Raw genomic sequence first — 14,082 nt, forward strand, 5'->3', positions numbered from 1 at the left:
GAAATTTCTAGATTTTTTATGGAAACCCAAAAATATACTCCAACAAATAAAGTAAGAATTGTAACCGCAGCATCGTTATTCGACGGGCACGATGCAGCCATCAATATTATGCGCCGTGTGATTCAGGGAACGGGATGCGAAGTCATTCACCTTGGTCACGACAAATCTGCAGAAGAAGTTGTAAATACAGCGATTCAGGAAGATGCCAACGCAATTGCTCTAACATCTTATCAAGGTGGTCACAACGAATATTTTAAATATATTTATGACCTTTTAAGAGAGAAAAACTCACCACAAATCAAGATTTTTGGTGGCGGTGGCGGTGTAATTCTGCCTGAAGAAATCGAAGACATTATGTCTTACGGAATCGACAGAATTTATTCTCCAGACGACGGTCGTGAACTTGGTCTTCAGGGAATGATCGATGATTTGGTAAAAAGATCAGACTTCGCAACAGGAAAAGAAGTAACTGCAGAAGATTTAGATTCAATTAGTTTTGAAAATTCTACAAGCATTGCTAAAATTATTTCTGCTGTTGAAAACTTTTCAGAAGAAAAACCGGATTTAGTAAAAGCGATTGACGAAAGATCAAAAGACTTAAATATTCCAATCATCGGTATTACAGGTACAGGTGGAGCGGGAAAATCTTCTTTGACAGACGAATTGGTAAGACGTTTCATCCGTTCAAATCCAGATAAAAAAATTGCGATCATTTCAATTGACCCTTCGAAAAAGAAAACAGGAGGTGCGCTTTTGGGCGACAGAATTCGTATGAATGCGATCAACGATCCGCGAGTTTATATGCGTTCAATGGCAACGAGAGAAAACAACGTTTCTGTTTCTCCATTTATCCATTCAGCTTTGAATGTTTTAAAATTAGCTCATCCAGATGTAATTATTTTGGAAACTTCGGGTATCGGACAATCTGGTTCGGAAGTTTCAGATTTTGCAGATGTTTCAATGTATGTAATGACTCCTGAATATGGAGCTTCCACTCAGTTGGAAAAAATTGATATGTTGGATTACGCAGATTTAGTTGCTTTAAACAAATCTGACAAAAGAGGAGCTCTTGATGCACTTCAAGCCGTTAGAAAACAGTTCCAGAGAAACCATTTGTTATGGGAAAGTCCGTTGGATGATATGCCGGTTTATGCTACAAAAGCATCTCAGTTCAACGATCACGGAACGACAGAATTATATAACAGATTAATTTCAAAAGTAAACGATAAGTTTTCAGGTTTAAATCTGCAAGGATTTGTTGAACAGGAAATTACCGACGAAGTAACGATCATTCCACCAAAAAGAGTGCGTTACCTTTCTGAAATTGTTGAAAACAACAGACAATACGATGCTAATATTGAAAAACAGGCTGAATTAGCAAGAAAAATGTATCATATTGAAGGGGTAAGAAATTTCCTTTCCAATGAAACTTTAGATGCCGAATATCAAAAAGCCGAAAAAGAACTTCAACAGGAAAATATCGACTTTCTAAAAACTTGGGATGATACGAAAAAAGCCTTCCACGCTGAGTTTTATTCATACTTTGTAAGAGGAAAAGAAATTAAAGTGGAAACCTCAACAGAATCTTTATCACATTTAAGAATTCCAAAAATTGCTTTACCAAAATACAATGATTGGGGTGATTTGATTAAATGGAAAGGTCAGGAAAATCTTCCGGGAGGATTCCCTTACACAGCCGGAATTTATCCTTTCAAAAGAACTGGTGAAGATCCAACAAGAATGTTTGCCGGAGAAGGTGGTCCTGAAAGAACCAATAGAAGATTCCACTACGTTTCTGCGGAAATGGACGCAAAACGTTTATCTACAGCGTTTGACTCTGTAACTTTATACGGACAAGACCCTGCTTTACCACCAGATATTTATGGTAAAATCGGAAATGCGGGAGTTTCAATCGCAACATTAGATGATGCAAAAAAATTGTATTCCGGATTTGATTTGGTGAATGCAATGACTTCAGTTTCAATGACGATCAACGGGCCTGCGCCAATGTTGTTGGCTTTCTTTATGAATGCTGCCATCGACCAAAATGTTGAAAAATATATTGCTGAACATAAACTTGAAGCAAATGTTGAAAAAGCTTTAAAAACAAAATTTGACGATAAAGGTTTAGAAAGACCAAAATATAACGGAGAATTGCCTCCATCAAACAATGGTTTAGGTCTAAAATTATTAGGACTTACCGGAGACGAAGTAATTCCTGCGGAAGCTTATGCTGAAATTAAGGCTAAAACGATTGCGACCGTTCGTGGAACTGTTCAGGCAGATATTTTAAAAGAAGACCAGGCTCAAAATACTTGTATTTTCTCAACTGAATTTGCGTTGAGATTGATGGGTGACGTTCAGGAATATTTTATTACAGAAAAAGTGAGAAACTTCTACTCTGTTTCTATTTCAGGATATCACATTGCAGAAGCAGGTGCAAATCCGGTTTCTCAGCTGGCGTTTACGTTAGCAAATGGTTTCACGTATGTTGAATATTATTTGTCAAGAGGAATGAACATCAATGATTTTGCACCGAATTTATCTTTCTTCTTCTCCAACGGAATCGACCCTGAATATTCAGTGATCGGACGTGTAGCAAGAAGGATCTGGGCAAAAGCGATGAAATTGAAATATGGAGCCGACGAAAGAAGCCAGATGTTGAAATATCACATCCAAACTTCAGGACGTTCGCTTCACGCTCAGGAAATTGATTTCAACGACATCAGAACAACTTTACAGGCGCTTTACGCAATTTATGACAACTGTAATTCACTTCACACGAATGCTTACGACGAGGCAATTACAACTCCGACTGAACAGTCTGTAAGAAGAGCGATGGCGATCCAATTAATTATTAATAAAGAATTAGGTTTAGCGAAAAACGAAAATCCGCTTCAAGGTTCATTTATTATTGAAGAATTGACTGATTTGGTGGAAGAAGCTGTTTATGCAGAATTCGACAGAATCACGGAAAGAGGTGGCGTTTTAGGTGCAATGGAAACCATGTACCAACGTTCAAAAATTCAGGAAGAATCAATGCATTACGAATGGTTGAAGCACACTGGAGAATATCCAATTATCGGCGTAAATACGTTCCTTGGAAAAGACGGTTCGCCAACGGTTCGTCCGGGAGAAGTTATCCGTTCGACTGAGGAAGAAAAACAATTCCAAATCGAAATGCTTCATAATTTCCAGAATTCTAATGAAGATAAATCTGAAGAAGCTTTAAAAACTTTGCAACATGCAGCCATCAACCAGCAAAACTTATTTGCCGTAATGATGGATGCCGTAAAATATTGTTCTCTAGGGCAGATTACCAACGCTTTGTTTGAAGTGGGCGGTAAGTACAGAAGAAATATGTAGTCCGACCCGTGTCGGGCAGACAATTATTGACTACTAACTGTTTTAATAATTATAAAGTAAACCTCAAGGAATTTTCTTTGAGGTTTTTTGTACTTTTACTTTCAAGAAAAATATTAACAATGAAAAGTTTTATCAGAACAATTTCAACAATTTATTTAATGGTATCTGTCGTCTCGTGTAAATCTTATCCGATGGAGCCTCCTCAAAAAAGCGATGTCGATAGAAATTCTGAAGAACTTCAAAAAAGACAAGCTGCGGAACGTGAAAAAACAGAGGCTAGTCATCTAAATAATTATGGAAAACCATCAAGCAAATAGCTTAATTTAAGCTTTGTCACTACAGAAAATTTTCAATTTTTTTTTTTGAGTTTTTTTGTAATTTAGATTTAAATAAAACTTTAATGATGAATATAATACAAATAGAAACCCCTTGTGAAGAAAATTGGGATAATATGCATGATATTCCCGAAGGAAAATTTTGTGATTTATGCTCAAAAAAGGTATTGGATTTGACTCAAAAGACAGATGATGAAATTTCTCAGCTTTTAGATGCATCGAATGGAAAGATTTGTGGTAAAATTTTCAGGCATCAATCAAATAGACATATTGTGAGTTCCGAAAAAATTGTCATTGATTACGAACAAAGAAAGGGATATTCTCGTCTTGTTGCAGGATTGGCAATTGCTGCAAGCTTAACAGGAATTCAAACTCATGCTGCAAATTTTGAAAAGCCTTCAATTCAAATCTCAGAAAATAAAGATTCTGGAGAAAAAGATTTAGATAAAGAAAAAATATCTGATAACGATTTTATTATTTCGGGAAGGCTTATTAACTCTGACACGGGTAAACCCTTACCAAATGTTGAAGTTACTTTCATTACAATAGAAAAAATTTTCAAAGTTAAAACCGATCAAAATGGAACATATAGAATGACTGTGCCTGATTTCCATATTCGCAAAAACAACAATGTTTTACACTTTGATTTTGGTGGTTATAATGATAAAGATTATATTCTTACGAAGGAAGAATTAAAGAATAAAGAGTTTTCTTTTGAAAGTTCTGAAATTAATGAAATGGTATTTGTAACAGGAGGCATTTCTTCCAGAAAACTCGAACCTACATTATTTTTAGATGGCAATGAGATTGAGGAAGAAGAATTATATAAATTAGGCATAGAAAATTATAAATCATTTCATTTTTCTGGAAAAACTGCACAAGCTTTATACAAAGATGTTTCAAAAGACGGTTTATATTTGTTCTATTCAAAATAACATGAAACCAAAAGCCCTATTTAATTGGAGTAGCGGAAAAGATTCTGCGCTCGCTTTATATAAAACTCTAAAAGAAGACCAATTTGAAGTTACGACACTACTGACAAGCGTCAATAAAGAATTTCAAAGAATTTCTATGCATGGCGTTCATATTTCGTTATTGGAAAAACAGGCTGAAAGTTTAGGCTTTCCGTTAATAAAAATGGAAATTCCCAAAGAACCTTCGATGGAAGAATACAGCGAAATCATGTCTAAAACCATGAATGAAATAAAATCTCAAGGTGTTACTCATTCTATTTTCGGAGATATTTTTCTGGAAGATTTAAGGAAGTACAGAGAAGACCAATTACAAACTATCGGAATGAAAGCCATTTTCCCATTATGGAAACAAAACACAACCGAGCTCATCAACGAGTTTTTAAGTTTAGGTTTTAAAACCATTGTCACTTGCGTTAACGAAACCTATCTTGATAAGAGTTTTGCAGGAAGAATCATTGACCAGGACTTCATTAAAAATTTACCCAAAAATGTAGACCCTTGTGGAGAAAACGGAGAGTTTCATACTTTCGCTTTTGACGGACCTATTTTTAAAAACCCAATAGACTTTGAAATTGGTGAAATTGTAAAGAAGACATACCCTAAACCAAAATCAGATGAAAACGAAGAAGAGGGAGAATACGCTTTCTGGTTTTGTGATTTAATCGAGAAATGACTTCACTTTTACAAGATTTTTCTTATTTTTAGTAAAAACGAACTTAATGCTGAAAAAAACCTTATTCCCTTCCCTAGTTTTTCTTTTATTCTTTTCATGTCAGAAAACAGAATCGGTACGACAGCCTGTTAATAAAAAAGAAATTGCAGACTCCGCAGTCGCAACATTTCAAAAAAAATTATATAAAACCCAAATAGATTCTGTTTTTAATCAATACAATTTCAATGGCAGTGTTGCTGTTTTTAAAGATACTATTGAATTATACCGTCGAAATAATGGCTTTGCCAATTTTGAAAACAAAACAGAGATCAACGATTCTACTATTTTTTCTATTGCATCGATCAGCAAACAATTTACAGCAGTTCTTATTCTCCTTCAAATGGAACAAGGAAAACTCGACCTCAACGATAAAGCTTCAAAATACATTAAAGATTTCCAGAAAAAAGAATACGAAAACATTACCATTCAGCAGCTTTTGAATCACAATTCTGGTTTAAATAATTTCGGAGAAAAACTATTGTTTAAAAGTGGTTCGGGATTTAATTATTCTAATGATGGTTTCAATGCTTTAGGCAAAATCGTGGAAACTGTTTCCGGGAAATCTTTTGACGATAATATGCTGGAGTTATTGAAAAAAGCAGGAATGAAAAACTCATCAACCGGAACAGCTTTCCAAGGAGAAAAATTTGCACAAACTTATGTAGGAAATTCAAAAACTCAGAAAAAAGTTGAAAATATGCCGAAAAGACTAGGGAATAAAGAAATTGGAATTCCTGCAGGTGGAGTTTTGTCGACAATCGATGATTTACACACTTGGAATAATGCTTTATATTCAGGAAAAATCATTAAAACCGAATCTTTGAAAAAGTTCATGGCAAAAAGCACTGAAAGACATCATCCAATTTTAGGAACGATGGGTTACGGTTTAGGAATTATGATGAATAACAATAAACCTGTTTCTTATTTTCACAGCGGTTATGTAAAAGGTGCGCCTTCGCTCAATATCTATTATCCTAAAACCAAAACTTCGGTCATTATTCTTTCTAATATTGCCGATGAAGAAAAAGGCAAGTCTGCGTCTTTCAGACCTCATATCAAGATCAAAGAAGTTGCAGATATTTTGGAAAATATTAATTAGACACCTTAAAATTTTCTTCCAGATAAGGAATAATCTTCTTTATTATTTCAAGATATTTCAGTTGGCTCACGATAATCGCAGCTTCAAAAGAGAAAAAGAATAACAGTAAAAAATTAACAAAAATTCCTTCAGCCAGATTTATATTCAAAAAACCATCATTTGATTCTAAAATAAATCGAAAAATCCAGGATGCAGACATTGGAAGAATAAAGAAAGAACTTACCAAATTTTGATAAGCAGAAAGGCGGATTTCTTTATATTTTTTGGGCAGATCAAAATATTTTTTCTCTTTCAGGTAAACAATAAACGGAAGAATAACTACAAGAGCAACCAAAACGGTAAAGCCTATTCTGAAAATTTCGAAAGGAATAAAAAGATAGCATAAAATCATTATAGCATAGCCCATCACACCAATTAAAGCTGATTTTCTCAAAACTGAAAACAGCTTTTGTCTTGTTGATTTTTTAATAAGTATCGAAGAATTTTCCAAACTCCAGTTTCCGTCCCAAAAGAGCTTCAGATCATCATGCCATGCAATAATCGCTACATTAAAAGCATCATCAAAAGGCATTTTTTTTTCAATCTGAAGTTCATTAATCTGGCTTAAAAAATGATCTTCAACTTCTATCATTAAGTCAATGGGAAGTTTCTTCGCTAAGAGATAATCTCTTACTTCGGTTTTTTGTTCTTTCGTCATGTCAGTAAAACATTTATTTTTTTATTTCTGAAATAAAGCAACTGAATCTGAAGCGTCACTGAAAAAGTTACCGCCATATGATGGAAAGAAAAATCCCACAAATTTTTGGTTGTAAAAAACATCGTATTTACAGTAAGAATAATTAGCATCAACAATATATTCCTCAACAATAATGGATGAAAAGACATTTTTCTGTATTCGAAAAAGCTCATTTTTCTGAATATAAAATGATACATGAGAAATAATAAATGGATGGTGATTAAAGTACCCTGAACAACCAAATAAATATCTTCATTAAAATAAAATACAGCTCCCACAATCAAAGAAAATACAAAAGATAATATCATCATCTTTCTGAATCTATACTGTAAAATATTTTTCTCAATTTTTGCAATTCTTTTGAAGGAAAACAGGTCTGCTTTCACCATTTCCAGTTCGCTCTGCCAATTTATTTTTGTCTGCAAAAATGCTTCTGTAAAACTGATTTTATTACCATTCATTAAATCTGAAATCTGCATTACAAAATGATCATAAACCTCAGCAAATACGGATGAACTTAGATTTTTACTTTTCAGATATTTTTCTATTTCTATAAGTTGATTTTTTTCCATAACACTTAATCATTAGCAATTGCAGTTATACTTTTTAGTGTCTTTTTATGTTCGAAAAAATTCATAATTCCGGAAATAACAAAACATTGCACAAAAAGAGGTACAATAAATGTTAGAAGAGTATAAAAAATATGTGTGTGATCATCTGTTCTGAAAAACCAGTATGCATATTTTCCTTCTTTCATCGCAACCTGTACCATTGAGATCGTAGAAATAGCAAGTAGACCAACGTTTTTTTGATACATTGTATAAAAGATCTTTCCCTTGAATTTAAAGTCAGCTCTTATATATTTCAGAAGTTTATAATTCAAAACTAAAATTATCGATGGAGCCACTACAAAAAGAGCATTCTGTAAATGGAAAAAGGTTTTATATTGCTCAACATTATCTGCATAAAAAACAAGCAATATACTAATGAAAAAAGACACTAATGCAAACACAAATGCTTTTTTAAAAATCTGACAATATTTTTCTTTAATGATCTTCTTAACAATGAGAGGTATCTTTTCATTTCCGTAAAACATCCAATATTTTGTTAATGAAAAATTATCTCTCCAAGATAATTCAACCTTTAAAAAAGCTTCTTCAAAACCAATTTTATCATCTTTCATCTTATCTTCAATCTGCAAAATCATATGATCTTTCACTTCCAGTAAAATATCTAAAGGCAATTTTTTAGAAATAAGATAGTTCTCAACCTGCAATTTCTCTTCTGCTGAAATCATATATCAAAAATGGTTTTTAGATTAAACAAATAAGACCTCATCTCATCTTCCTGAGTCGCCTGTTGCTTTTTTCCCTTGTCGGTAAGCAAATAATATTTCCGGCTTCTTCCGTTGATCTCCTGTACTTCAGATCTAATAATTCCATCTGCTTCCAATTTATGTAAAAGCGGATACAATGCGCCTTCCGTCATTTCCAGTTCGCCTTCTGTCAATTCTTTTGCACGCTGCGTAATTTGATAGCCATACATTTTCACTTCTTTTGAAAGCAATTTTAAAATGATATTCTGAAGCGTTCCTTTGTAAAGGCTGTTTTTTTTCATCCTGAAGATTTAATACCTAACAAATTTATGCATAATTTTCTTATGCATATAAATTAATTTTAAAATTCGAGAGAAATCTTACATTTACAGTATGAAAAAAATTTACTTCATTGCTATTTATCCTGATCAGAAAATCATTGATGAGGTGAGAATTTTTAAAGAAGATTTAGCTTTAAATTTCGGAAATTCTAAAGCTTTGAAAAACGATGCCCACATTACATTGTTTCCACCTTTTGAAAGAGAAATAGAACTGGAAGAAGACATTCATACTGCTTTTCAAAAAATCGATACTAACATCGCTCCTTTTGAGATTATTTTAAACGGTTTTGGAAATTTTCCTAATCCTAAGAATCCTGTTTTGTTTATAAAGCCTGAAGAAAATGAAAATTTAAAACAGCTTTATTACAATGTAACAGAAAAGTTTAGTTTTGGAAAATATTCATTCAGCCCGCACGTAACTGTTGGTTACAGAGATCTTACTTATGAAAACTTTCTAAAAGCTTGGGAGACTTATCAAGACAAAATCTATAAAACGAACTTTTTAGTTGAAAAAATCTCACTATTAAGACATGATGAAAAATGGGTTTCTATTAATGAAAAGAAATTATCCCAGGAATAATAATTGAAATCTAAAATAAAGAAAGCTGTATCTTTGCAAAGATGGTTTCAGCAGAGAAAATAATTTTAGGAATTGACCCCGGAACAGCCGTGATGGGATTTGGTTTGATATCGGTAAAAAAAGGAAAAATGGAAATGATTTCCATTCATGAATTGATTTTAAAAAAATATCCGAATCATGAAACTAAGCTTAAATATATTTTCGATAAAACATTAGCATTAATTGACGAATTTCATCCGGACGAAGTCGCACTCGAAGCTCCTTTCTTTGGTAAAAACGTACAGTCGATGTTGAAACTGGGAAGAGCTCAAGGTGTTGCAATGGCAGCAAGTCTTCACAGAAATATTCCGATTACAGAATATTCTCCAAAAAAAATAAAAATGGCAATCACCGGAAATGGTAATGCCAGTAAAGAACAGGTGGCAGGAATGCTTCAGAATCTTTTAAATCTTAAAGAATTTCCTACAAAATATTTGGATGCTTCCGACGGTTTGGCTGTTGCAGTCTGCCATCATTTTAATTCGGGAACGATTACTGATACAAAATCTTATTCAGGATGGGATAGTTTTTTAAAACAAAATCCTGATCGGTTGAAATAATTATTTTTTTCTTTGATAGAAGTCTTCAATTTCGGTCACGTTTCCATTAATAATATCACTGTATATAATTGAAAATTTATTCACAGAATAAATTTTCAATTGATCTACTTTTTTAAGGTCTTCTTCTCTGTAAGAAATCATATCACCAGTTATCATGACCAAAAAATCATCTGATTTACTTTTTATATTACAATCTTTGCCTGTAGCAAATGTTTTTGTCATAAATGTTTTTTGATCTTTATTTTTAAATATAAGCTCATACTGTTTCATACATTCATGAAGATTAAAAACTTTTGTTTCTCCACCTTCTTGAAAATTCTTTTGCACAAACATCCATGTTCCTGAGAAATATTTTGCGTTGGTTTCATGATTTTGTTGGTCAACAATTTTCTGTGATTGGCAACTGATAATTAACAGGCAGAAGAATAAAACGCTGAATAGTTTTTTCATATTATTTTAGAATGAAATAATAAAAGCCCTTGAAAAAGGGCTTTTATTGAGTTTAGTTATTTAAGAACTTCTTAGAAGCTTGTTGGTCTCCATCAGAATAATTAATGATATATGAACCTTTAATTAACGGCTGATTGATGCGAACTTCATTAGTATCAGAATTTCCTTTCTGTATCAATTTACCACCCATATCATAAATTTGATAATTCCCGAATTTCAAATTTTTGTTACCCAAAAGCTGAAGTTTGTTTTCTCCTTTGATATAAACAATTTTTGTATCTGATTTATTCACTGTTTCTGAAGTAGATAATGCTCCTAATATTTTAACAGCATAATCTTCTATCTGACCATATTGTAATGCAGAACATGCTGTAAATTCCGGTAGGGTTACAGAGTTTCTGGTAGCTGCATCTACTCCAATTCTTACTCTTAAATAGGTATTTTGTACCGCATTTGTCGCAGGAGTTACATTTACGGTATAAGTACTACTCTGTCCTGATGTTATATTATTAGAAAGATAATTAGCAACTAATTCTGCATCTTCGAATGCACCGTTATTATTATAATCAACCCACGCTTTTACTCTGAATTTTTCTGTTTGTCCAAAACCATTCATAAAAGTAATTTTTAGCGGAGTTGCAGTACTAGAAGGTATTTCTGTAGCATAAGCAGGTCTGATACATGTAGCATTGGCATAATCTGCATAATAAATAGGATTCGCCTCATCAGAATCATATCCGTTGGTAATACTGTTGATATCTCCAAAAACCACTCTGTAAGGTCCTGTTGCAAAATTGTTATTGGTAGGATTTGCAATACCGGAAGGATTACATTGCGCATTAATTACAGAAACTGGTGATGGTATAACTGTTGCAGGATCTTTTGCACCTAGGGAATTCAGAAGGTTTTTTCGATATTCCATCATCATCAAAATCGCTCTATCACGTTGTCCAGCTGTAAACTTTCGGTTTGAGTTGGTATAATTCATAATATTATACTGAGTTCCGTCATAGTTTTGATTGGTACACGGATCGGTTGCATTATTATTTGGAACAGAAACTCCATACATACTTCTTGATGGAGATGTATCGCAAACTCTGTCACCATCTGTAGCACAGTTATTGTTTACAGGACAAGATGTCTGGCTATTAGCCGAAATTCCCTGAAAAGTATGATAAAGCCCAAAAGCATGACCCAATTCGTGGGTAAGTGTTGTATCATTTTGATTCTTTATCGTTGCCACTTTCATAAAGCTTTCATAATCGTAATCATAAGAACTAGGGAATGCAGCATAACCCATAAGACCATAAGACAACTGCTGTTGGCCATCAAAACCAATAACCACATAAATGTTAAAGTATGAGTTTTCCGGCCAGTGTGGAGCTAATTCATTTTTAATTTGAGAATCTGTAGCTCCCGTATCAGTTACTCCATTTTGATCGTAATCAGGAAGTGTGCTTCCGTTATATCTTATAATACCAGTTGTAGGCATACAACTTGGTGATCTTTTTGCCAGAACAAGTTTAAAAGGAATTACATTTCCACCTGTAGCACCGGTTCCTTCAGGATAAAAGTTTCCACCATACGTAGTTGCATACATACTGTTTGCTCTTGCTATCCAATTAATAATTTCCTGATCTGTAACCGCCAAGTTAGCATTTGCGGGATCCTGAGATTCAATTACATGAACAACTACCGGGATTTCATAAATCTGTCCTGTATAAAGAGCATTCTTTGAAGTTGTAGCGCCAACTTTACTTAGAAAAGCCTGTTGATTCATTCCAAGAATTTTTTGCTCTCCCTCTTCTCTGTATTTTTTTAGGCCTGGATGTCTGTCATCCAACTTTTTCATTACTTTATCAAAACCGCATTCTTTATGAAAATCCTGCGAAAATACATTAATAAAAAACATAAGTACTAAAAGGGTACTGAATTTTTTCATTTTATTTATTTTTATTTAATATTCGATTGCAAAACTATCATTTTATTATCAAATTCAACATAGTAAAGATCAAAAATTTAAAAACTGCTTAGGATTTAACATATTTTAAAATCATCATCACAATCAGCACTTTAAAATTACTTGGTAAAACATATTACTATTTGTAACAATGGTATGCTTTTTAATACTAATTTTGTATAAATTTTCTACAATGAAAAACGCACAAGCAACTATATATCAAACGAATCACAAGATAAACTGGTTCCAAAAGTTTCTCTTGGTTTGTTCAGGAGGGAACATCCACATCTTGAGAAAAACACCAAGTGAATGGAATAAATTTGCAGGAATAGGCGGAATTGTTCTTTTCACAGCAGTTTTCGCAACATTATCTGCAACCTATGCAATGTTCACCATTTTCGATAATCTTTGGGCATCAATTGGCTTTGGAATTCTTTGGGGCTTAATGATTTTTAATCTGGATCGATACATCGTTTCATCCATCAAAAAAACAGGATCTTGGTGGAATCAGATTCTGATGTCTATCCCGAGATTGATTTTGGCAACATTTTTAGGAATTATCATTTCCAAACCTTTAGAATTGAAAATCTTTGAGAAGGAAGTCAACAAACAGTTGAATACCATTATTCAACGTAATAAAACAGATCTTCAAAAACAAATGAACGGCAGAATTCTTCAACAGAGCGGACCTTTCGAAACTGAAAAAAAACAAATCTCCGAAAAGATTGCGCAGTATCAAAAATCTTACGATTCTGCATCTGTTGAACTTGAAAAAGAAATTTTAGGAAAACAGACCAATCTAACAAGTGGAAAAGTAGGTTTTGGTTCAAATGCAAAAAGAAAACAAGAACTAAAAGAACAACGCAGACAAGACTTAGAAAATTATCAAAAGCAAGTAGCCACAAGATTAGAATATCTAGACAAAGAAATTTCTAAAGTCTACACCAACCTTGAAACAGAAAGAAAATCTACAGAAACATTTGAAGATAAATTCAACGGGTTTGCGGCAAGATTACAAGCCTTAGACGAATTAGGAAAAAACTCAGCAATTATCGCCACTGCAGCAGCATTCATTATGGGTTTGTTTATCACCTTGGAAATTTCACCGGTTTTAATTAAATTGATTTCTTCAGTTGGTCCTTATGATTATCTTTTAGAGAAAACGGAAAATGATTTCCGTCTCTATTCTAAAGAAAAAATTGAAAAAGGAAATGCATTAACTGATTTTCGGATCGATGATTTTAAAGATCAATTGAAAAATTGACAATTTAACAACACTAATTTTTATAAAATCAAAAAAACTCGCAAATAAATGCGAGTTTTTTTGATTTAAATAACATTAAATTAAATATTCATTACCCATTTCATTATATAGATAAATATCTACAAACATATTGACATATATCTAAAGGATTTTTTATGATTGAGTTTATTATGTTAATAAATTTACATTATAAAAGTTGAGAGAAAAACCTGATGATTTTTAGCTCAGATTTTATAAAACACAAATGATGAAAATTTAGTTTTCAATAGAGGTAAAAACTCAGTGATGAAAAATTAGACTGTTTTTACTCGATGAGCCCGAAAAAAGGCTCTCGGGTAAATACGAAAAAAA

General features: G+C 32.9%; 14 protein-coding genes. 8 read left to right on the top strand and 6 right to left on the bottom strand.

The features are described 5' to 3' along the window. Positions 1 to 18: 18 nt before the first annotated feature. The 5 genes from OEW74_RS11635 (at position 19) to OEW74_RS11655 (ending at position 6,486) form a co-directional block, all read left to right on the top strand. Entirely contained in the window at positions 19 to 3,366 is a 3,348-nt protein-coding gene (locus OEW74_RS11635; protein WP_265428651.1) for a methylmalonyl-CoA mutase family protein, read from the top strand. A gap of 158 nt (positions 3,367 to 3,524) precedes the next feature. Next, positions 3,525 to 3,683 (top strand): hypothetical protein, encoded by a 159-nt coding sequence (locus OEW74_RS11640; RefSeq protein ID WP_265428652.1) that lies wholly within the window; start codon positions 3,525 to 3,527, stop codon positions 3,681 to 3,683. Positions 3,684 to 3,769: 86 nt separating this feature from the next. Beyond that, positions 3,770 to 4,636 carry a hypothetical protein gene (locus tag OEW74_RS11645; RefSeq protein ID WP_265428653.1) on the top strand — a complete coding sequence of 289 codons (867 nt, stop codon included), beginning with the start codon at positions 3,770 to 3,772 and terminating at the stop codon, positions 4,634 to 4,636. Between the two features lies 1 nt (position 4,637). After that, a complete protein-coding gene (locus tag OEW74_RS11650) occupies positions 4,638 to 5,348 on the top strand; it encodes a diphthine--ammonia ligase (protein ID WP_265428654.1) in 711 nt (236 codons plus the stop codon). A 46-nt stretch (positions 5,349 to 5,394) separates the two neighbouring features. Then, entirely contained in the window at positions 5,395 to 6,486 is a 1,092-nt protein-coding gene (locus tag OEW74_RS11655) for a serine hydrolase domain-containing protein (protein ID WP_265428655.1), read from the top strand. On the opposite strand, the gene OEW74_RS11660 is transcribed toward OEW74_RS11655, so the two are convergent. Genes OEW74_RS11660 through OEW74_RS11675 form a run of 4 tightly spaced genes read right to left on the bottom strand, consistent with a single transcriptional unit; the run spans position 6,479 to position 8,839 of the window. Further along, positions 6,479 to 7,183 carry a hypothetical protein gene (locus tag OEW74_RS11660; RefSeq protein WP_265428656.1) on the bottom strand — a complete coding sequence of 235 codons (705 nt, stop codon included), beginning with the start codon at positions 7,181 to 7,183 and terminating at the stop codon, positions 6,479 to 6,481. The genes OEW74_RS11655 and OEW74_RS11660 overlap by 8 nt on opposite strands. Next, positions 7,180 to 7,794, bottom strand: a complete 615-nt coding sequence (locus tag OEW74_RS11665; protein ID WP_265428657.1) for a hypothetical protein — start codon at positions 7,792 to 7,794, stop codon at positions 7,180 to 7,182. Before OEW74_RS11665 ends, OEW74_RS11660 begins: the two co-directional genes overlap by 4 nt. Positions 7,795 to 7,799: 5 nt before the next feature. Next, complete coding sequence (locus OEW74_RS11670) at positions 7,800 to 8,519, bottom strand: hypothetical protein (RefSeq protein ID WP_265428658.1); 720 nt, start codon at positions 8,517 to 8,519, stop codon at positions 7,800 to 7,802. Next, positions 8,516 to 8,839, bottom strand: coding sequence for a PadR family transcriptional regulator (locus OEW74_RS11675; protein ID WP_074232131.1), 324 nt, complete (start codon positions 8,837 to 8,839; stop codon positions 8,516 to 8,518). The genes OEW74_RS11670 and OEW74_RS11675 overlap by 4 nt, the downstream gene beginning before the upstream one ends. A 91-nt stretch (positions 8,840 to 8,930) precedes the next feature. Here OEW74_RS11675 and OEW74_RS11680 point away from each other — a divergent pair, with 91 nt between their 5' ends. Then, positions 8,931 to 9,458, top strand: coding sequence for a 2'-5' RNA ligase family protein (locus OEW74_RS11680; RefSeq protein WP_265428659.1), 528 nt, complete (start codon positions 8,931 to 8,933; stop codon positions 9,456 to 9,458). 41 nt (positions 9,459 to 9,499) lie between these two features. Next, positions 9,500 to 10,057 (top strand): crossover junction endodeoxyribonuclease RuvC, encoded by a 558-nt coding sequence (gene ruvC / locus OEW74_RS11685; RefSeq protein WP_074232133.1) that lies wholly within the window; start codon positions 9,500 to 9,502, stop codon positions 10,055 to 10,057. On the opposite strand, the gene OEW74_RS11690 is transcribed toward ruvC, so the two are convergent. Together OEW74_RS11690 and OEW74_RS11695 are read right to left on the bottom strand one after the other, a co-directional pair. Next, positions 10,058 to 10,507, bottom strand: coding sequence for a lipocalin family protein (locus OEW74_RS11690; RefSeq protein WP_265428660.1), 450 nt, complete (start codon positions 10,505 to 10,507; stop codon positions 10,058 to 10,060). A gap of 52 nt (positions 10,508 to 10,559) precedes the next feature. Further along, positions 10,560 to 12,449, bottom strand: coding sequence for a zinc-dependent metalloprotease (locus OEW74_RS11695; RefSeq protein WP_265428661.1), 1,890 nt, complete (start codon positions 12,447 to 12,449; stop codon positions 10,560 to 10,562). A 211-nt stretch (positions 12,450 to 12,660) separates the two neighbouring features. Between OEW74_RS11695 and OEW74_RS11700 the strand changes: the two genes are divergently transcribed. Then, positions 12,661 to 13,731 (top strand): DUF4407 domain-containing protein, encoded by a 1,071-nt coding sequence (locus OEW74_RS11700; protein ID WP_265428662.1) that lies wholly within the window; start codon positions 12,661 to 12,663, stop codon positions 13,729 to 13,731. Positions 13,732 to 14,082 lie beyond the last annotated feature (351 nt).

The sequence above is a fragment of the Chryseobacterium sp. YIM B08800 genome (assembly GCF_026163565.1).
In the GTDB taxonomy this organism is placed as follows: domain Bacteria; phylum Bacteroidota; class Bacteroidia; order Flavobacteriales; family Weeksellaceae; genus Chryseobacterium.

Coding starts and splice junctions, on each gene's coding strand:
- OEW74_RS11635 (WP_265428651.1), top strand. CDS start 19: ATGGAAACCCAAAAATATACTCCAACAAATAAAGTAAGAATTGTAACC.
- OEW74_RS11640 (WP_265428652.1), top strand. CDS start 3,525: ATGGTATCTGTCGTCTCGTGTAAATCTTATCCGATGGAGCCTCCTCAA.
- OEW74_RS11645 (WP_265428653.1), top strand. CDS start 3,770: ATGAATATAATACAAATAGAAACCCCTTGTGAAGAAAATTGGGATAAT.
- OEW74_RS11650 (WP_265428654.1), top strand. CDS start 4,638: ATGAAACCAAAAGCCCTATTTAATTGGAGTAGCGGAAAAGATTCTGCG.
- OEW74_RS11655 (WP_265428655.1), top strand. CDS start 5,395: ATGCTGAAAAAAACCTTATTCCCTTCCCTAGTTTTTCTTTTATTCTTT.
- OEW74_RS11660 (WP_265428656.1), bottom strand. CDS start 7,183: ATGACGAAAGAACAAAAAACCGAAGTAAGAGATTATCTCTTAGCGAAG.
- OEW74_RS11665 (WP_265428657.1), bottom strand. CDS start 7,794: ATGGAAAAAAATCAACTTATAGAAATAGAAAAATATCTGAAAAGTAAA.
- OEW74_RS11670 (WP_265428658.1), bottom strand. CDS start 8,519: ATGATTTCAGCAGAAGAGAAATTGCAGGTTGAGAACTATCTTATTTCT.
- OEW74_RS11675 (WP_074232131.1), bottom strand. CDS start 8,839: ATGAAAAAAAACAGCCTTTACAAAGGAACGCTTCAGAATATCATTTTA.
- OEW74_RS11680 (WP_265428659.1), top strand. CDS start 8,931: ATGAAAAAAATTTACTTCATTGCTATTTATCCTGATCAGAAAATCATT.
- ruvC (WP_074232133.1), top strand. CDS start 9,500: ATGGTTTCAGCAGAGAAAATAATTTTAGGAATTGACCCCGGAACAGCC.
- OEW74_RS11690 (WP_265428660.1), bottom strand. CDS start 10,507: ATGAAAAAACTATTCAGCGTTTTATTCTTCTGCCTGTTAATTATCAGT.
- OEW74_RS11695 (WP_265428661.1), bottom strand. CDS start 12,449: ATGAAAAAATTCAGTACCCTTTTAGTACTTATGTTTTTTATTAATGTA.
- OEW74_RS11700 (WP_265428662.1), top strand. CDS start 12,661: ATGAAAAACGCACAAGCAACTATATATCAAACGAATCACAAGATAAAC.